The organism is Streptomyces sp. NPDC001663 (assembly GCF_042893105.1).
Lineage (GTDB): Bacteria > Actinomycetota > Actinomycetes > Streptomycetales > Streptomycetaceae > Streptomyces.
Genome location: NZ_JBIAUR010000008.1, coordinates 84,525 through 102,387 on the forward strand (window position 1 = coordinate 84,525; position 17,863 = coordinate 102,387).

14 protein-coding genes and 1 tRNA gene are annotated in these 17,863 nt (G+C 70.3%); 5 read left to right on the forward strand and 10 right to left on the reverse strand.

The annotated features are described in order from the left end of the window. The first annotated feature begins 66 nt into the window (after positions 1–66). A tRNA-Leu gene (locus tag ACFY1L_RS25560) sits at positions 67–141 on the forward strand. A 106-nt stretch (positions 142–247) separates the two neighbouring features. After that, positions 248–1,036: a helix-turn-helix domain-containing protein gene (locus ACFY1L_RS25565; protein ID WP_388828649.1), complete on the forward strand. Its 789-nt coding sequence runs from the start codon at positions 248–250 to the stop codon at positions 1,034–1,036. Between the two features lie 16 nt (positions 1,037–1,052). Here the strand turns inward: ACFY1L_RS25565 and pyk are convergent, their stop codons facing one another. Together pyk and ACFY1L_RS25575 are read right to left on the reverse strand one after the other, a co-directional pair. Next, positions 1,053–2,489 carry a pyruvate kinase gene (gene pyk / locus ACFY1L_RS25570; RefSeq protein ID WP_388828652.1) on the reverse strand — a complete coding sequence of 479 codons (1,437 nt, stop codon included), beginning with the start codon at positions 2,487–2,489 and terminating at the stop codon, positions 1,053–1,055. A gap of 122 nt (positions 2,490–2,611) precedes the next feature. Continuing rightward, positions 2,612–3,328: an SIMPL domain-containing protein gene (locus ACFY1L_RS25575; protein WP_388828655.1), complete on the reverse strand. Its 717-nt coding sequence runs from the start codon at positions 3,326–3,328 to the stop codon at positions 2,612–2,614. Between the two features lie 149 nt (positions 3,329–3,477). Between ACFY1L_RS25575 and ACFY1L_RS25580 the strand changes: the two genes are divergently transcribed. Beyond that, the gene (locus ACFY1L_RS25580) at positions 3,478–5,283 is read left to right on the forward strand and encodes a bifunctional metallophosphatase/5'-nucleotidase (protein WP_388828658.1); all 1,806 of its coding nucleotides are present in this window, start codon (positions 3,478–3,480) and stop codon (positions 5,281–5,283) included. On the opposite strand, the gene ACFY1L_RS25585 is transcribed toward ACFY1L_RS25580, so the two are convergent. The 7 genes from ACFY1L_RS25585 to ACFY1L_RS25615 form a co-directional block, all read right to left on the reverse strand. After that, a complete protein-coding gene (locus ACFY1L_RS25585; protein ID WP_388828661.1) occupies positions 5,280–6,431 on the reverse strand; it encodes a GDSL-type esterase/lipase family protein in 1,152 nt (383 codons plus the stop codon). The two genes, ACFY1L_RS25580 and ACFY1L_RS25585, sit on opposite strands and share 4 nt — an antisense overlap. Before the next feature lie 64 nt (positions 6,432–6,495). Further along, positions 6,496–7,929, reverse strand: a complete 1,434-nt coding sequence (locus tag ACFY1L_RS25590; protein ID WP_388828664.1) for a lysine N(6)-hydroxylase/L-ornithine N(5)-oxygenase family protein — start codon at positions 7,927–7,929, stop codon at positions 6,496–6,498. After that, positions 7,926–9,383, reverse strand: a complete 1,458-nt coding sequence (locus tag ACFY1L_RS25595; RefSeq protein ID WP_388828667.1) for a pyridoxal phosphate-dependent decarboxylase family protein — start codon at positions 9,381–9,383, stop codon at positions 7,926–7,928. Before ACFY1L_RS25595 ends, ACFY1L_RS25590 begins: the two co-directional genes overlap by 4 nt. A 177-nt stretch (positions 9,384–9,560) precedes the next feature. Next, positions 9,561–12,047, reverse strand: a complete 2,487-nt coding sequence (gene pepN, locus ACFY1L_RS25600) for an aminopeptidase N (protein WP_388828670.1) — start codon at positions 12,045–12,047, stop codon at positions 9,561–9,563. Between the two features lie 56 nt (positions 12,048–12,103). Next, complete coding sequence (locus tag ACFY1L_RS25605) at positions 12,104–12,637, reverse strand: two-component system response regulator (protein ID WP_388828673.1); 534 nt, start codon at positions 12,635–12,637, stop codon at positions 12,104–12,106. Between the two features lie 142 nt (positions 12,638–12,779). Then, positions 12,780–13,130: a chorismate mutase gene (locus ACFY1L_RS25610; protein WP_388828676.1), complete on the reverse strand. Its 351-nt coding sequence runs from the start codon at positions 13,128–13,130 to the stop codon at positions 12,780–12,782. An 11-nt stretch (positions 13,131–13,141) separates the two neighbouring features. Next, entirely contained in the window at positions 13,142–14,032 is an 891-nt protein-coding gene (locus ACFY1L_RS25615) for a helix-turn-helix domain-containing protein (RefSeq protein ID WP_388828679.1), read from the reverse strand. Positions 14,033–14,136: 104 nt separating this feature from the next. Between ACFY1L_RS25615 and ACFY1L_RS25620 the strand changes: the two genes are divergently transcribed. Further along, a complete protein-coding gene (locus ACFY1L_RS25620; RefSeq protein ID WP_388828682.1) occupies positions 14,137–15,894 on the forward strand; it encodes a beta-galactosidase family protein in 1,758 nt (585 codons plus the stop codon). Between the two features lie 7 nt (positions 15,895–15,901). Here ACFY1L_RS25620 and ACFY1L_RS25625 read toward each other — a convergent pair whose 3' ends face one another. Next, positions 15,902–16,696: a S1 family peptidase gene (locus ACFY1L_RS25625; RefSeq protein ID WP_388828685.1), complete on the reverse strand. Its 795-nt coding sequence runs from the start codon at positions 16,694–16,696 to the stop codon at positions 15,902–15,904. A gap of 165 nt (positions 16,697–16,861) precedes the next feature. Between ACFY1L_RS25625 and ACFY1L_RS25630 the strand changes: the two genes are divergently transcribed. Further along, the gene (locus ACFY1L_RS25630; RefSeq protein WP_388828688.1) at positions 16,862–17,755 is read left to right on the forward strand and encodes a hypothetical protein; all 894 of its coding nucleotides are present in this window, start codon (positions 16,862–16,864) and stop codon (positions 17,753–17,755) included. The last annotated feature ends 108 nt before the right edge of the window (positions 17,756–17,863 follow it).

Consider the following 17,863-nt stretch of genomic DNA (forward strand, 5'->3'; position numbering starts at 1 on the left):
ACAAGAGACTACCTAGCTGCGGTAAGGTGGGTGCGCGAGGGGTTGCAGTTCCCCTTCCTTTCTAAGGCCCCAGTACTCCAACCGGTTAGAGAGGCCGCTCTCAAACAGCGGACAGTGTGGGTTCGAATCCCACCTGGGGCACTTTTCCTTGAATTCCAAGGTTGCCGTCAGAAAGCGGATGTTCCCATTCTCGTGAACATCCGCTTTTTGCTGCACGTCGCCCGGGTCGCTCACACAGAGTGTCCACATGATCTTCCACGGAACTGAAGTTCGACAGCAGGCACTGACGCTGCTCCGCAACGGCGCAAGGAACGCGGAAGTCGCTCGCAGGTTCAACGTCCCCTCCGGCACCATCGCCTACTGGAAGCACCTGGATCGAGCGAAACGCGGCGAGTGCACCGGGAAGCACGATCCGAAGTGCCCCAGGTGCGATGACCGACACCTCGACTCAGCCGCGTACAGCTACTTGCTCGGCCTCTACCTGGGCGACGGCCACATCAGCCGCTACTCCGCACATCGTGTCCCGAACCTGATGATCACCTGCGCCGAGTCATGGCCCGGACTCATGGACGAATGTGAGGAGGCCATGCGCACGGTGTTCCCCGACAACGCCGTCTGCCGCGTCCGCAAAACCGGCTGCCGCAACGTGAAGGTCTACTCGAAGCACCTGCACTGCCTGTTCCCCCAACACGGCCCCGGCCGGAAGCACGAGCGCTCCATCGTCCTCGAACCCTGGCAGCAGGAAATCGTCGACGCCCACCCCTGGGAATTCATCCGCGGCCTCATCCACTCCGACGGCTGCCGCATCACCAACTGGACGACCCGCCTCGTAGCCGGAGAGCGCAAGCGCTACGAATACCCGCGGTACTTCTTCACCAACGTCTCGGACGACATCCGGCGGCTCTACACCGACACCCTCGACAAGCTCGGCATCAAGTGGACGCACTGCACCCGTAACGGAAACCCGTACAACATCTCCGTGGCCAAGAAGGCCTCAGTCGCCCTCCTGGACACCCACGTAGGCCCCAAGCACTAGCCCCCACCCCAGCAACCTACTTGGGACTGTCGTCCTCGCCGACGTGATGCACCCGCACCATGTTCGTGGACCCCGCCACCCCAGGCGGCGACCCCGCCGTGATCACCACCACGTCGCCCTTCTCGCAGCGGCCGTACTTCAACAGCAGCTCGTCCACCTGGTCGACCATCGCGTCCGTCGAGTCCACGTGCGGGCCCAGGAACGTCTCCACGCCCCACGTCAGGCTGAGTTGGGAGCGGGTGGCCGGCTCGGGGGTGAACGCCATGAGCGGGATCGGGGAGCGGTAGCGGGAGAGGCGGCGGGCAGTGTCGCCGGACTGGGTGAAGGCGACCAGGAATTTCGCGCCGAGGAAGTCGCCCATTTCCGCCGCCGCGCGGGCCACGGCGCCGCCCTGGGTGCGGGGCTTGTTGCGTTCGGTCAGGGGCGGGAGGCCTTTCGCGAGGATGTCCTCCTCCGCGGCCTCGACGATCTTCGCCATCGTGCGGACCGTCTCGATGGGGTACTTGCCGACGCTGGTCTCGCCGGACAGCATCACCGCGTCCGTGCCGTCGATCACCGCGTTGGCGACATCGCTGGCCTCCGCGCGGGTGGGGCGCGAGTTGTCGATCATCGAGTCGAGCATCTGCGTGGCCACGATGACCGGCTTGGCGTTTCGCTTCGCCAGCTTGACGGCTCGCTTCTGGACGATCGGGACCTGTTCGAGGGGCATTTCCACGCCGAGGTCTCCGCGGGCGACCATGATGCCGTCGAAGGCGGCCACGATGTCGTCGATCGCGTCGACGGCCTGCGGTTTCTCCACCTTGGCGATGACGGGCAGCCGGCGCCCCTCCTGGTCCATGATGCGGTGGACGTCCTCGATGTCGCGGCCGCTGCGGACGAAGGACAGGGCGATGACGTCGAAGCCCGTGCGCAGGGCCCAGCGCAGGTCGTCCTCGTCCTTGGAGGAGAGGGCGGGGACGGAGACAGCGACGCCCGGGAGGTTCAGGCCTTTGTGGTCGGAGATCATGCCGCCTTCGACCACTCTTGTGTGGACGCGGGGGCTGTCGACGGCGGTGACCTCGAGGCAGACCTTGCCGTCGTCGACGAGGATGCGTTCGCCGGTGGTGACGTCGGCGGCCAGTCCTGGGTATGTCGTCCCGCAGGTGTGGCGGTCGCCCTCGGCGCCCTCTTCCACGGTGATGGTGAAGGTGTCGCCGCGTTCAAGGAGTACGGGGCCTTCGGTGAAGTGGCCGAGTCGGATCTTCGGGCCCTGAAGGTCGGCGAGGAGTCCGACGCTGCGGCCGGTTTCGTCGGCGGCCTTTCGTACGCGCTGGTAGCGCTCCTCGTGTTCGGCGTGGGAGCCGTGGCTGAGGTTGAAGCGGGCGACGTCCATTCCGGCTTCGACCAGGGCTTTGATCTGGTCGTACGAGTCCGTGGCGGGGCCCAGAGTGCAGACGATTTTTGCTCGGCGCATGGTTTGAGCCTAGGCCTTACCGGTGGGTAGAGAATTGGGCGTGCATGACCACTCAACAACCTTTGAGTGAAGGGGTGTTGACAAGTATTGAATTGTGCAGTGCTGCGCTCTGATGAGCATTTCTACAGTTGTGGCGGGGCCATGGTGAATCGGGCGTTGACCGCGGCGTGGACGGTTTGGCGTTGGGGTTCGAGGTCGAGGGGTGCTGCCGCGGTGTCCTCGGCGGCTGCGCCGTAGGCCATGGAGCGCATGCGGCCGCGGGGCTGGGGGTAGGGTTCGGCGTTCTCGGCGCCGATGTCGGCCAGTTCCACCAGGGCGGCCAGCGAGGTGCCGAGTGCTTCGGCGTATTCCCTGGCCCGCTGTACCGCTTCCTTCACGGCCTGCTGTCGCGCTTGGCGGTGGGCGGGTGAGTCGGGGCGCAGGGCCCAGAAGGGGCCGTCCACCCGTGTCAGCTCCAAGTCGGCCAGTCGGGTGGTGAGTTCGCCGAGGGCCGTGAAGTCCGTCAGTTCGGCGGTGATGTGGACGCGGCCGTGGTAGGCGTGGATGCGTTCGCCGCGGCTCTTTTCCTTGAGTTCGGGGCTGATGGAGAAGGCGCCTGTTTCGAGGTGTTCCACTGCGTCGCCGTAGGTCTTGACGAGGTCCAGGGCGGTTGCGTTGCGGCGGGTGAGGTCGTCGAGGGCGGCGCGGCGGTCCTTGCCGCGGGAGGCGACGGTGATGCCGATGCGGGCGATCTCGGGGTCGACCTCGAGGTGGGCCTCGCCGCGGACGGCGATGCGGGGGGCGTCGGGGGTGCCGTAGGGAACGGCGGGGCGGTGGTCGTCCGTGGCGGGGGTGGTCATACGCCCCACTCTGGCATGTCTTGGCTGGTTACGGGCCTGGGATGCGCAGGTTGGGTCATCAGATCGCAACCTGCGAGACCTGTTGCTGCTTGCCATGCCCGGGTCAGAATCTACGCGCGTTGTTGACCATTCGCCGAGGAGATCGAGACATGCCCTTGAACCGTCGGAAGTTTCTGAAGAAGTCGGCCGCGACCGGAGCGGGGGTGGCGATCGCGAGTGCGGCGGCGGCTCCGGCGGCGCAGGCGGCGGAGAGCGCGGCGGCGAAGAAGCCCGCCAAGCGGTACTCGCTGACCGTGATGGGCACGACCGACCTGCACGGGCATGTCTTCAACTGGGACTACTTCAAGAACGCGGAGTACTCCGACAAGGCCGGCAACGCGCAGGGCCTGTCCCGTATCTCGACGCTGGTGAACCAGGTGCGTGCGGAGAAGGGCCGCTGCAACACGCTGCTGCTGGACGCGGGCGACACGATCCAGGGCACCCCGCTGACGTACTACTACGCGAAGGTGGACCCGATCACCGCGAAGGGTGGTCCGGTGCACCCGATGGCGCAGGCGATGAACGCGATCGGGTACGACGCGGCGGCGCTGGGCAACCACGAGTTCAACTACGGCATCGAGACGCTGCGGAAGTTCGAGGAGCAGCTGCACTTTCCGCTGCTGGGTGCGAACGCGCTGGACGCGAAGACGCAGAAGCCGGCTTTCCCGCCGTACTTCATCAAGAAGTTCCGGGTGCCGGGCCTGCCGCCGGTGAAGGTCGCCGTCCTCGGTCTCACCAACCCCGGTATCGCGATCTGGGACAAGGCGTATGTGCAGGGGAAGTTGGAGTTCCCCGGTCTGGAGGAGCAGGCCGCGAAGTGGGTGCCGAAGCTGAAGTCGATGGGCGCGGACGTGGTGGTCGTCTCGGCGCACTCCGGTTCGTCGGGTACGTCGTCGTACGGTGACCAGTTGCCGTATGTGGAGAACTCGGCGGCGCTGGTGGCGCAGCAGGTGCCGGACATCGACGCGGTTCTGGTCGGTCATGCGCATGTGGAGATCCCGGAGTTGAAGGTCACCAACGCCAAGACCGGGAAGACGGTGGTGCTGTCGGAGCCGCTGGCGTACGCGGAGCGGCTGTCGCTGTTCGACATCGAGCTGGTCTTCGTGAAGGGCCGGTGGACGGTGGAGTCGGTGTCGTCGAAGGTGCTGAACTCCAACACGGTCGCCGACGACCCGAAGATCACCAAGCTGCTCGGCGACGAGCACGCGAAGGTCGTCGAGTACGTCAACCAGGTCGTCGGTACGGCGACCCAGACGCTGACGACGGTCGAGGCGCGGTACAAGGACGCGCCGATCATCGACCTGATCACGAAGGTGCAGGAGGACGTCGTCAAGGCGGCGCTGGCGAGCACCTCGTATGCCTCGCTGCCGGTGATCGCGCAGGCTTCGCCGTTCTCGCGGACCTCGGAGATCCCGGCCGGCGATGTGACCATCCGGGATCTGTCCAGCCTGTACGTGTACGACAACACGCTGGTCGCCAAGCTGCTGACGGGTGCTCAGATCCGGGCGTACCTGGAGTACTCGGCGGAGTACTTCGTGCAGACGGCGGCGGGCGCGGCGGTCGACGTGGAGAAGCTGACCAATGCGAACAGCCGCCCGGACTACAACTACGACTATGTGTCGGGGCTGTCGTACGAGATCGACATCGCCCAGGCGGCGGGTTCGCGGATCAGGAACCTGACGTACAACGGTGCCGCGCTGGACGACGCGCAGCAGTTCGTGTTCGCGGTGAACAACTACCGTGCCAACGGCGGCGGTGCGTTCCCGCATGTGGCGTCCGCGACCGAGCTGTGGTCGGAGTCGACGGAGATCCGTACGCGGATCGCGGAGTGGGTGACGGCGAAGGGTGTGCTGGACCCGAAGGACTTCGCGTCGGTGGACTGGAAGCTGACCCGCGAGGGCACGCCGGTGTTCTAGAGGTCCAGCAGGGTTACGTCGATGGCGTCGGCGATGGCTTTCGCGCCGGCGTCGTTGACGTGGAGGCCGTCGCCGCTGTTGAACTCGGCGCGGATCCGGGCGGGTCGGTCCGGGTCGGCGACGGCGGCGGCGATGTCGACGACGGCGTCGAAGGGGTGGTCGGGGCCGCGGAGCCAGGTGTTGACCTGGCGGCGTACGGCTTGGCCCTCGGGGGTGTCGACGCCGTCGTAGACGGTGCCTTCGTACGGGCCGAGGGTGCCGCCGATGGCGATGAGTCCGGCGGCGTGGATGCGGTCGGCGAGGGTGGTGAGGCCGGCGATCAGGTCGTCGGCGCTCGGAATGTCGGTCGGGGGTTCGGGGTACGACTGCGCGCCGGGCAGGCCGATGTCGTTGAGGCCGATGTGGATGAGGACGTGGCTGACGCCGGGGACGGCGAGGACGTCGCGGTCGAGGCGGGCCAGGAGGTGTTCGCCGACCTCGTCGGTGAGCAGGCGGTTGCCGGAGATGCCCTGGTTGACGATCCAGCCGCGGGTGAGGCGGCGGCCGAGCCGGGCGGGGAAGCTGTTGTCGGCGCCGGGGGTGGTGAAGGCGCCCTCCACCCAGGAGTCTCCGAACGCGACGGCGATGTGGGTGCCGAGCGGGGCGAGGACGTCGACGCCGGTGAGGTAGTGCCCGGTGGGCAGTTCCTCGGCGTCCTCGAGGACTTCGGCGGAGAGCTGGTCGCCGGGGACGGCGTGCCCGATGTCGTAGGGGACCGCGGTGTATGTGCTCGGGCCGGTGTCGTCCGGCAGGTGAAGGCTGACCGTGAGCTCCTCCCCCGCGCTCACGGGCAGTTCGACCGGGTCGCTGACGATGTCCTCGCCGACCGGGACGGTGATGGTCTCGGAGCCGCTGAAGCGCAGGGGTGTGTCGCTGCCGGGGTCGATGCCGCTGCCGCGGGTGCGTACCGCGAGGTGGGCGCCGCCGATGTGGAGGGGTTCCTTGCCGTAGCGGTTGCTGAGCCGGATGCGCAGTGCCTCGCCGCCTCCTGCCAGGCGCAGGGACTGGCGGACGGTCCGGTCGGTGAAGCCGCGGGGTTCGAAGAGGTGGAAGGCCTCGTGGGGGTTGATGACGGCGGAACGGTGGGCTGCGATCCAGGTCGTGGTCATGGCGTGCCCAACGCCGCCGCCGTCGGAGTTCTTCCGTCCTTTCCGATTTCTTACCGCCCGTTTCTCACCGCCCGTCGACGAGCGGGGTGAGCAGTTGTGCCGGGCGGGCCTGGGGGACCTGGGGGTGGTGGTCGAGGCCGAAGGTGGTGAAGGCGGTCCGGTAGGGCAGGGGGTAAGTCTCCTTGCCGGTCAGGGAGTTGAGGATGGTCGCGCTGCGCCAGGCGGCGAGGCCGAGGTCGGGGGTGCCGACGCCGTGGGTGTGGCGTTCGGCGTTCTGGACGTAGACATGGCAGTCGGAGCCGGTGATGGAGGGGTCGAGGACGAGGCGGAACTGCTCGTCGACGCGGAGGCGCTCGCGGCTGTCGCGGCGCAGGTAGGGGGCGAGGCCGGCGAGGATGCGGTGGAGGGGGCGTTCGCGGTAGCCGGTGGCGAGGACGACGGCGTCGGTGGTGAGGCGGGAGCGGGCGTTCTGCTGGATGTGCTCCAGGTGCAGCTCGATCCTGGTCGTCGCGATGCGGCCCGCCGTGCGGACGCGGACGCCGGGGGTGAGGACGGTGTCGGGCCAACCGCCGTGCAGGGTGCGGCCGTAGAGCTCGTCGTGGATGGCGGCGATGGTGTCGGCGTCGATGCCCTTGTGGAGCTGCCACTGGCTGGTGACGAGGCGGTCGCGGACGCCTTCGGGCAGGGCGTGGAAGTAGCGGGTGTAGTCGGGGGTGAAGTGTTCGAGGCCGAGTTTTGAGTACTCCATGGGCGCGAAGGCCTCGGTGCGGCCGAGCCAGTGGAGTTTCTCGCGGCCGGCGGGGCGGGCGCGCAGCAGGTCGAGGAAGATTTCGGCGCCGGACTGGCCGGAGCCGATGACGGTGACGTGGTCGGCGGCGAGGATCGTGTCGCGGTGGGCGAGGTAGTCGGCGGCGTGGACGACGGGTACGCCGGGGGCCTCGACGAGGGGTTTGAGGGGGTCGGGGACGTAGGGCTCGGTGCCGATGCCGAGGACGATGTTCCTGGTGTACGTACGGCCGAGGGCTTCGGCTTCGCCGTCGGTGTCGATCTGGGTGAAGTCGACTTCGAAGACGTCGCGTTCGGGGTTCCAGCGGACGGCGTCGACCTGGTGGCCGAAGTGGAGTCCGGGGAGGTGGCCTGCGACCCAGCGGCAGTAGGCGTCGTACTCGGCGCGCTGGATGTGGAAGCGCTCGGCGAAGTAGAAGGGGAAGAGGCGGTCGCGGGCCTTGAGGTAGTTGAGGAAGGACCAGGGGCTGGCGGGGTCGGCGAGGGTCACCAGGTCGGCGAGGAAGGGGACTTGGATGCGGGCGCCGTCGATGAGGAGGCCGCGGTGCCAGTCGAAGGCGGGGCGCTGGTCGTAGAAGACGCTGTCGAGTTCGGCGAGGGGGTGGGCGAGGGCGGCGAGGGAGAGGTTGAAGGGTCCGATGCCGATGCCGACGAGGTCGCGGGGTGCGTCGGGCTCGTGGTGCGGGGGGTGGGGGGCGGGGGTGGTGGTCATCGGGGGGTGGTTCCTTCCGCGGGTTCTTCGACGGCGTGTGCGAGGTGTTGTTCGGCGGCCTTTTCGACGAGTTGGAGGAGGGCGGCCAGGTCGTCGGGGCGGGTGGCGGGGTTGAGCAGGGTGGCTTTGAGCCAGAGGCGGCCGTCGAGGCGGGCGCGGCCGAGGACGGCGCGGCCCTGGTCGAGGAGTTTTCGGCGTAGGGCGGCGACGTCGCCGTCGGTGGCGTGGGCGGGCCGGAACAGGACCGTGCTGATGGTGGGCCGGTCGTAGAGCTCGAAGCCCGGGTGGTCGCGGACGAGGGCGGCGAACTCCCGTGCCCGGTCGCAGACTTGGTCGACGAGTGCGCCGAGGCCGGCCCGGCCGAGGGTCTTGAGGGTGACGGCGATCTTGAGGACGTCGGGGCGGCGGGTGGTGCGCAGGGAGCGGCCGAGGAGGTCGGGGAGGCCGGCTTCGGTGTCGTCGTCGGCGTTGAGGTAGTCGGCGCGTTGGTGGAGGGCCGCGAGGTCGCGGGGGTGGCGTACGGCGAGGAGGCCTGCGGCGACCGGCTGCCAGCCGAGTTTGTGCAGGTCGAGGGTGACGGTGTGGGCGGTTTCGAGGCCGGTGAGCAGGTCGCGCCGGCGGTCGCTGAACAGGAGGCCTCCGCCGTAGGCGGCGTCGATGTGCAGCCGGGCGCGGTGGGCGGTGCACAGGCCGGCGATCTCGGGGAGGGGGTCGATGAGTCCGGCGTCGGTGGTGCCCGCGGTGGCGGCGACGAGGTGGGGGCCGGGCAGTTCGGTGAGGGCGGCGTCGAGGGCGGCGGGGTCGAGGGTGCCGGCGGGGGCGGGCACGATCACGGGGTCGGGCAGGCCGAGGAGCCAGGCGGCGCGGGGCAGTGAGTGGTGGGCGTTGGCTCCGCAGACGAGGCGGACGCCGGCGCCGAGTGTCTCGCGGGCGAGCAGCAGGGCGAGTTGGTTGGATTCGGTGCCGCCGGTGGTGATCAGGGCGTCGGCGGCACCGGCTTCCCGGGCGAGTGCCCGGGTGACGAGGGCTTCGAGTTCGGAGGCGGCCGGGGCCTGGTCCCAGGAGTCGAGGGACGGGTTGAGGACGCTGGCGGCGAGATCCGCGGCGGCGGCGACGGCCAGCGGCGGGCAGTGCAGATGGGCGGCGCACAGCGGGTCGGCGGGGTCGGCGGCGCCTGCGGCGAGCGCGTGCACGAGGGCGCGCAGGGCGTCGGGGTCGCCCTCCTGGGGCAGTACGTCGCCCGCGGCGGCCCGTACGTGTGCGGCGACGGCGTCCGGTCCGCCGGCGGGCAGGGGTCCCCCGCGTGCGTGCGCGCCGTCGCCGAGCGCGTCGAGCACGGTGTCGAGCAACGGCCGCAGTGCGTTCGGGCCTTCGGGGCCGGAGGCCAGAGCGTGTGCCGGGCGTCGGCGGGCGGGCGCCACTTCCGACGCAGGCTCCGGGGGAGGCGTGCTCATGGGGCTCCTCCTGGGCGCGGGGCAGGGGGAGTTCCAGCTTGTACGCGGTTGCGTCGACGCGCCCTAAAAGCCCAACGATCGGAACCCGAAAGGGGGTACGTCCGTGCGGGAAAACCTGTTGGGTGAGTGATCCCGGGTGCCTCTGCGTCCCGGGATCACTTCTGACACCGGTGTTGTCTACGCCTCCCGGACCCGCAACGCCCGTACCAGGTCGTCGAGTTCGTCGGCCAGCCTGCGGCGCAGGGCCGGGATCGGGTCGGCGTCGCTGAGGCAGGCCTCGCCCAGGCGGAGCGTCTCGGCGTCGACGGCGTGCGCCGGGAAGGCCCAGCGGCCGGCGGCTGCGGCGATGGCGGGTCCGCGGCGGGCGGCGACGGCGACCGCGTCCTCGTAGTAGCGCGGGACGTACTCGCTCACGAGGTCGGCCTGTTCGGGCTGCCAGAAGCCCTGGGCGGTGGCGGTGAACAGGTAGTTGGACAGGTCGTCGCCGCCGAACATGGCCGCCCAGGCCTTCTCCTTGGCCTCCGCGTCGGGCAGGGCGGCGCGGCAGCGGGCGGCGCCCTCCTGGCCGGTGGCGGAGGGGTCGCGGTCCAGTTCGGTGGCGATGGCGGCCTCGTCGGTGGCGCCGAGGACGGCGAGGCGGGCGAGGACGCGCCAGCGCAGGTCGGGGTCGAGTTCGGGGCCGCCGGGGACGGTGCCGTCGGCGAGCCAGCCGGCGATGGCGTCGGGCTGGGAGGCGACGGTGATGAAGTGGCGTACGGCGATCAGGCGCAGGCCGGGGTTGTCGCCGTCCTCGGTGCGCCGGATGAGGTCGCGGCAGAGGGAGGAGAGGGTGGTCAGGGCCGCCGGGCGCTGCTCGGGGGTGAGGTAGCGGTCGGCGACCTGGGCGCCGGCGAAGGCGAGGACGCCCTGGACGAGGGCGAGGTCGGTCTCGTGCGGGAGGTGGGCGCGGGCGGTCTCCAGGTAGGCGGTGGGCGGGAGTTCGCCGTCGCGTACGGCGTCGCGCAGGGCGTTCCACACGACCGCGCGTGTGAGGGGCTCGGGCAGGCCGGAGAGGTTGGCGCGGATGGTTTCGAAGGACTCGGGGTCGAAGCGGACCTTGGCGTAGGTGAGGTCGCCGTCGTTGAGCAGGAGCAGCGCGGGGCGCTTGCCGAGGGGCTGGGGCCCGGTCTGCGGGATGTCGAGGTCGAGGCGTTCGCGCAGGGTGAGGTGGCGGCCCTCGTCGGCGACGTCCCGGTCGTAGAGGCCGACGGCGATGCGGTGGGGGCGGCTGCCGGTGTGCTCGACGGTCAGCGAGCAGGTGCCGTCCTCGCCGGCGGAGACGACGGGTGCCAGGGTGTCGACGCCGGTGGTGCGCAGCCAGGTGTCGGCCCAGGCGTGGACGTCGCGCTCGGTGGCGGAGGCGAGGGAGTCGATGAAGTCGGCGAGGGTGGCGTTGGCGAACCTGTGGCGGGCGAAGTGGGTGTTGATGCCGGCGAGGAAGTCCTTCTCGCCGAGCCAGGCCACGAGTTGGCGTAGTGCGGAGGCGCCCTTGGCGTAGGAGATGCCGTCGAAGTTGAGGAGGGCGGAGGCCGTGTCCTCGACGTTCTCGGGGGCCACGGGGTGGGTGGACGGGCGCTGGTCGGCGTCGTAGCCCCAGGCCTTGCGGGTGACGCCGAACTCGACCCACGGTTCGCTGAAGCGGGTCGCTTCCAGGGTGGTCTGGTAGCCCATGTACTCGGCGAAGGACTCGTTCAGCCAGATGTCGTCCCACCAGCGCAGCGTGACGAGGTCGCCGAACCACATGTGGGCCATCTCGTGGGCGATGACCATGGCGCGGGTCTGGCGCTCGGTGTCGGTGACGGCGGAGCGGTAGACGAACTCGTCGCGGAAGGTGACCAGGCCGGGGTTCTCCATGGCGCCGGCGTTGAACTCGGGGACGAACGCCTGGTCGTAGGAGTCGAAGGGGTAGGGCTCCTCGAACTTCTCGTGGTAGCGGTCGTAGCACTGCCTGGTGATCTCGAAGAGTTCGTCGGCGTCCGCGTCCAGGTGGGGGGCGAGGGAGCGGCGGCAGTGCAGGCCGAAGGGCAGGCCGCGGTGTTCGGTGCGCACGGAGTGCCAGGGGCCGGCGGCGACGGCGACGAGGTAGGTGGAGATCAGCGGGGTGGGGGCGGCCCGCCAGCGGCCCTCGCCGAGCTGCTCGGTGATGCTGTTGGCGAGGACCCTCCAGCCTTCGGGGGCGGTGACGCTGAGGTCGAAGACGGCCTTGAGGTCGGGCTGGTCGAAGGCGGCGAAGACGCGCTGGACGTCCTCCATGAACAGCTGGGTGTAGACGTAGGCCTCGCCGTCGGTGGGGTCGGTGAAGCGGTGCATGCCCTCGCCGGTACGGGAGTAGCGCATGGACGCGTCGATGCGCAGTTCGTGCTCGCCGGCGGTGAGGTGCTTGAGGGGCAGCCGGTTTCCGTCGAGGGTCTCCGGGTCGAGGGGGTGTCCGTCGAGCGTGGCGGAGCGCAGCTCGGCGGGCTTGAGCTCGACGAAGGTGTCCGCGTCCGTGCGGGCGGTGAAGCGGATGACGGTGCTGGATTCGAAGGTCTCGTCGCCGGTGGTGAGATCGAGTTCGATCACGTAGCGGTGGACGTCGAGGAGCTTGGCACGGGTCTGCGCTTCGTCGCGCGTCAGTACGGACATGCAGGTAATGCTGCCCGATGGCACCGACAAGGCACAGGGGCGGACCGGTACGCGGCCTATGTCCGGCCCTGTTCGAGCTCCCCGTTGTGCGCCCGGGGCGCGCGCTGGACGGGCACGCGGGCGTCCGGATGGGTGACGGGGCCGTCGGCGTCGGGCTGTTCCTTGACGAGGGCGCGCAGCTCGCGGATCTCCTGCTCCAGGGCGAGGGCGCGGCGGTGGGCGTCGTACAGGTAGCGGACCTTGGTGCGCAGCGCCCAGGGGTCGACGGGTTTCATGACGAGGTCGGCGACGCCGAGCCGGAAGGCGGTGGAGGTCAGTTCGTGGTCCGCGCCGAATCCGGTGAGCAGGATGACCGGGATGTGCTGGGTCTGCTCCACGCGGCGCATGTAGCGCACCACCTCCAGGCCGCTGACGCCGGGCATGCGGACGTCGAGCAGGAGGAGGCCGACCTGCCCGCGGAGCACCTGCTTGAGGGCCTCGTCGCCGCTGGTGGCGCGGCCGAGGAGGTAGCCCAGCGGGGCCAGTGCGCTCTCCAGCGCATACAGCGTGTCCTCGTGGTCGTCGACGATGAGGATCTTGGCATCCGGCATGGCCCGACGTCCCTCCCGCGTGGGACAACCAGCTTAATGACCGAAGCGCTGACGGGTTGTGCTCGTCAGCTGACAAGGAGTGCACAGCGCAGCATGCCTCCCGCGGGCTCTCCTGTCACGTCCTCTGCGGGATCCTCCGAGGTCAATTGGCCGTTTTTGTGGAGCCGTTGACGGCGTCGTCCGCGATGCGCTCGTGGTGGCGGATCACTTCGGCGATGATGAAATTCAGGAACTTCTCAGCGAACGCCGGGTCCAGCTTGGCGTTTTCGGCGAGGGAGCGCAGACGCTCGATCTGGCGGGCCTCGCGGGCCGGGTCGGCGGGCGGCAGCTGGTGTGCGGCCTTGAGGTGGCCGACCTGCTGGGTTGCCTTGAAGCGTTCGGCGAGCATGTGGACGACGGCGGCGTCGATGTTGTCGATGCTGTCGCGCAGCCGGGCGAGTTCCTGGCGGACCGCGGGGTCGACGTCACCGGTCGTGTTGTTGCTGGTGGTCATGGACGCCCAGCCTACGTGGCGGGGGTGCGCTCGATCATGGGTGGATCGTCCGGATCGGGGACCTGGTTGCTCCAGCCGCCGGGGACGGCGCGGTACTGCTGGGCGCGGAAGCGGACGGGCGGCATGCCGACGCGGCGGGTGAACAGGCGGGAGAAGTAGGCCGGATCGTCGTAGCCGACGCGGCGGGCGACGGCGGCGACGGGCAGTTCGGTGGCGGCGAGGAGTTCCTTGGCGCGGCCGAGGCGGATGCCCAGCAGGTAGTCCTTGGGGCTGCAGCTCGCGCCGCGGCGGACGGCGGTGCGCAGTTCCGCGGGGGTCATGCCGTGCCGGGCGGCGTGGTCGGCGACCGACAGCGGCAGGCACGCGTCTCGGGCGAGGGCCTTGAGGACCGGGTCGCCGTCGGGGGCGAGGTCGGCTCTGGCGCGGCGCAGGGCGACGAGGAGTTCATGGACGGCGGCGCCGGTCTCCACCTCCAGCAGCGGGTTGCCGCGGCGGGCGGCGCGCGCGATGCGTCCGATGACGCCGCGCGGGCCCGTGGCGTCCGAGAGGGGCACGACGGGGCGGTCCGGTTCGATGTAGCCGAGTTCGGTGTACGTGGCGGTGGCGGGCCCGGTGAAGTCCACGAACCCCTCGTCCCAGCCGCCGTCGGGGTCGGGTGCGTAGTGGTGCGGCACTCCGGGGGTGAGCCACAGCAGTGCGGGCGCGGTGACGGTCGTACGGCGGCCGTCGGGGCTCAGGTACCAGCCGCTGCCCGCGTTGATGACGACGGCGACGTGGTGGTCGAGGGTGCGGGGGCCGACGGTGGGCAGGGCGCCGTACTGCAGGCCGACGCCGAGGCAGACGAGGCCGAGCCGGTGGTGGGCCGGGCCGGGCGTGAAGAACCGCATCCAGGTGTGGTACATCCGCGCGCTCCTCCCTGCGTGGCCTCGGCCGGTTCGTTTTTCGTCCAAGCAGCGCCGATCTTTGTCCATGGACGGTGATCACCGCCAGAGGCGAGGCTTGCCGCATGAGCGAGTTCACGGTGGGCGAGAGGGACTTCCTGCTGGACGGGCGGCCGGTGCGGCTGCTGTCCGGCGCGCTGCACTACTTCCGGGTGCACGAGGAGCAGTGGGGCCACCGGCTGGCGATGCTGCGGGCGATGGGCCTCAACTGCGTGGAGACGTACGTGCCGTGGAACCTCCACGAGCCGAGGCCGGGTATCTACGACGACGTACGGGCCCTCGGCCGCTTCCTGGACGCGGCGCGTGAGGCGGGCCTGTGGGCGATCGTGCGTCCTGGGCCGTACATCTGCGCCGAGTGGGAGAACGGCGGGCTGCCGCACTGGCTGACCGGCGAGCTGGGCACGCGCGCGCGTACGCGTGACGAGCGGTTCCTGGAGCACCTGGGGCGCTGGTTCGGCGCGCTGCTGCCCCAGGTCGTGGACCGGCAGATCGACCGCGGCGGCCCGGTGATCATGGTGCAGGTCGAGAACGAGTACGGCAGCTACGGCTCGGACGCCGAGTATCTGCGCCTCCTCGCCGAACTGCTGCGTGAGAAGGGCGTCATCGTCCCGCTGGTCACCTCGGACGGCCCCGAGGACCACATGCTCACCGGCGGCTCGATCCCGGGCGTCCTCGCCACCGTGAACTTCGGCTCCCGCGCGCGCGAGGCGTTCGAGGTGCTGCGCCGGCACCGGGCGGACGGGCCGCTGATGTGCATGGAGTTCTGGTGCGGCTGGTTCGACCACTGGGGCGGCGAGCACATCACCCGCGACGCCCAGGACGCCGCGGCCGCGCTGCGGGAGATCCTGGAGTGCGGCGCCTCCGTCAACCTGTACATGGCGCACGGCGGCACCAACTTCGCCGGCTGGGCGGGCGCCAACCGGGGCGGCGGCGCCCAGCACGAGGGGCCGCTGCAGCCCGACGTGACGTCGTACGACTACGACGCCCCGATCGACGAGTTCGGAAATCCAACGGACAAGTTCTGGCGGCTGCGCGAGGTGCTCGCCGAGTTCGCGGACGGTCCGCTGCCCGAACCGCCGCCCGCACCCGCGCGGTTGGGCACGCCGGCCGAGGTGCGCCTGATGGGCTGGGCGCCCCTGGGCGTCGTACTGGAGACGCGGGGCGGCCCGGAGACGTCGGCTCCCGTGCCGCCCACCTTCGAGGAACTGGACGTGGACCGCGGGCTCGTGCGGTACGAGGTGACGGTGCCCGGCCCGCGGCAGCCCTACCCGCTGATCGCGCGCGGGCTGCGGGACCTGGCGGTGGTGTACGTCGACGGGCAGCGGGCCGGGGTGCTCACCGAGGAGGACCAGCAGCTGAAGGAGCCGGTCGCCGGGCACGCGCGCGTGGAGCTGTGGGTGGAGTCCCTGGGGAGGGTCAACTACGGGCCGCGCAGCGGCGAACCCAAGGGCATCACCGGGGGCCTGCTGCACGAGCGGCAGTATCTGCACGACGTACGCGCGCGTGGGCTGCGCCTGGACGCGCTGGACGACATCGGGGACATCACCCTGCAGCCGCTCGCCGAGGACGGCGCCCCGGGGCTGTACCGGGGCACCGTCGCCGTGCACGGCGCCGGGGACGCGCTGCTCGAACTGCCGGGCTGGACCCGGGGATTCGCCTGGATCAACGGGTTCGGCCTGGGCCGCTACTGGTCCGTGGGCCCGCAGCGCTCCCTGTACGTGCCCGGCCCGGTACTGCGGGAGGGCGAGAACGAGGTGTGGCTGCTGGAGCTCGAGGGGGCGCCCCCGGCCGGGGCGGAGGCGCTGAGTCTGCGCGGGGTCTAGGCGGCGTCTAGAGGGCGGACGCCGCCCGGGATATGACGCTCGCGAAGGTGCTGACCTGGGTGTAGATGCCGGGCACGCCCGGGCGTGCACAGCCGTCGCCCCAGCTGACGATGCCGACCTGGATCCAGCGGTCGGCGTCGTCCTTGCGGAACATGGGGCCGCCGGAGTCGCCCTGGCACGTGTCGACGCCGCCCTGCGGGTAGCCGGCGCACAGTTCGTCCTTCGGCGTCAGCCGGTTGCCGTAGTGCCACTTGCACTGGCTGTCGGGAACGTAGGGGACGGTGGCCTTGAGCAGCTTGTTCGAGCCGGTGCCGCCGTCCTCCTTGGTGTCGCCCCAGCCGGCGACGGTGAAGACGCCCCGGTTGTAGCGCGTGTTCGTGGCGATCTTCAGGGTAGGCAGGTTGATCGGGCGGGCGAGCTTGATCAGCGCCCAGTCCTTGCCGGTGCCGTCGTAGCCGGGGGCCTGCTTGACCTTGGTCGACCGCACCTTGATCGCGGAGGAGGAGTTGAGTTCGTTGACACCCGCGGTGACGGTGATGCGGGTGTTGTTGCCGGAGCCGCGCACGCAGTGGGCGGCGGTCAGCACGACATCCTTCTTGTAGAGCGCGCCGCCGCAGCCCATGGAGAGATGGACCATGAACGGGAACTCGTTCTGCGCGGCGGGCGTTCCTCCTACGACGGGCACGGGCGCGGCCTGGGCGGTGACGGGCTCGAGGCTCGCGACGGCGAGGGCGACGGCACCGGCGGCCGCGACTCGCTTCACCGCCGTCAGACCGCGTCTCCGAGGGGCGATATGGGTCAACGGATGTCCTTTCGTGGGGGGGGGTCGGCGGCCCGCAGTATGAAGATCAAGCGGCGTGCATGACAAGGACAGATCTCACGCCGGGGCCGTGGAACCCGACCAGGGAAAATCCGCTCACCTCCCCGTAGAGTGGAATCGGGTTCAGGGCGTCTTGGGGGTTCGGGCGTGGCGAACGGCGGACCGGTCGAGCACGGCTACCCACACCTGGAGACGGTGCGGGCCGCCATCACCGCGCTCTACAAACGGTTGTCGTACGACACCATCCAGACGTTCGCGACCAGCGTGGCGCCCGCGGACGTGGCGTTCTGCGACACCGACGACCTCTATCTGGGCGCCCAGCGGGTGGCCCAAGAGCTCGTCCGCCACTACCGCCTCCCGGACGCCCGTCTGGTCGTCAGTTTCCGCGAGATGGCACATGCCGCGAACGTCGAACTCGCCGCGGGCCCCGAGTACTTCGTCGAACTGAACGACCGCTTCCGCACCCACCGCCGCGACATCGGTGCCGCGCTGGCCCACGAGGTCATGCACGTCTATCTGCACCGCCTGGACCTGTCCTTCCCCGGCACCCGCGACAACGAGATCCTCACGGACACGGCGACGACGTACCTCGGCGCGGGCTGGCTCCTCCTGGACGCGTTCCGGGAGGACGCGGCGTCGTCCCAGAAGCTGGGCTATCTCACCCCGGAGGAATTCGGCTACGTCCTGGCCAAACGCGCGCTGGTCTTCGACGAGGACCCTGCCGTCTGGTTCACCAGCCCGCAGGCCTACACGGCGTATGTGAAGGGCATGGCCCAGGCCCGCCAGGACGAGCAGCAGCCCCCGCTCACGGCGGCGGGCTGGGCGGGCCGCCGCCGCTACGCCCACGACCGCCGCCACGCCGAGGACACCCACGCCGCGTCCCGCCCGGGGGCGCCGTACACGTTCACGCCCGACGGCCGGGGTCCCCTGCGGGTGTCGTTCCCCTGCCCGACCTGCCATCAGCGGATCAGGGTGCCGGTACGGGGGCGCGTTCGCGCGCGGTGCGGGTTGTGCCGGACGGTGCTGGAGTGCGACACGTAGGTTTCGAGGTACCCGGCGTTGAAGCGGGGGGGGGGGCTGGGGGGGGGGGGGGCCCCCCCCCCCCCCCCCCCCCCCCCCCCCCCCCCCCCCCCCCACACACCCCCCCCG

Coding starts and splice junctions, on each gene's coding strand:
- ACFY1L_RS25580 (WP_388828658.1), top strand. CDS start 3,478: ATGCCCTTGAACCGTCGGAAGTTTCTGAAGAAGTCGGCCGCGACCGGA.
- ACFY1L_RS25620 (WP_388828682.1), top strand. CDS start 14,137: ATGAGCGAGTTCACGGTGGGCGAGAGGGACTTCCTGCTGGACGGGCGG.
- ACFY1L_RS25595 (WP_388828667.1), bottom strand. CDS start 9,383: ATGAGCACGCCTCCCCCGGAGCCTGCGTCGGAAGTGGCGCCCGCCCGC.
- pyk (WP_388828652.1), bottom strand. CDS start 2,489: ATGCGCCGAGCAAAAATCGTCTGCACTCTGGGCCCCGCCACGGACTCG.
- ACFY1L_RS25575 (WP_388828655.1), bottom strand. CDS start 3,328: ATGACCACCCCCGCCACGGACGACCACCGCCCCGCCGTTCCCTACGGC.
- pepN (WP_388828670.1), bottom strand. CDS start 12,047: ATGTCCGTACTGACGCGCGACGAAGCGCAGACCCGTGCCAAGCTCCTC.
- ACFY1L_RS25565 (WP_388828649.1), top strand. CDS start 248: ATGATCTTCCACGGAACTGAAGTTCGACAGCAGGCACTGACGCTGCTC.
- ACFY1L_RS25615 (WP_388828679.1), bottom strand. CDS start 14,032: ATGTACCACACCTGGATGCGGTTCTTCACGCCCGGCCCGGCCCACCAC.
- ACFY1L_RS25585 (WP_388828661.1), bottom strand. CDS start 6,431: ATGACCACGACCTGGATCGCAGCCCACCGTTCCGCCGTCATCAACCCC.
- ACFY1L_RS25610 (WP_388828676.1), bottom strand. CDS start 13,130: ATGACCACCAGCAACAACACGACCGGTGACGTCGACCCCGCGGTCCGC.
- ACFY1L_RS25605 (WP_388828673.1), bottom strand. CDS start 12,637: ATGCCGGATGCCAAGATCCTCATCGTCGACGACCACGAGGACACGCTG.
- ACFY1L_RS25590 (WP_388828664.1), bottom strand. CDS start 7,929: ATGACCACCACCCCCGCCCCCCACCCCCCGCACCACGAGCCCGACGCA.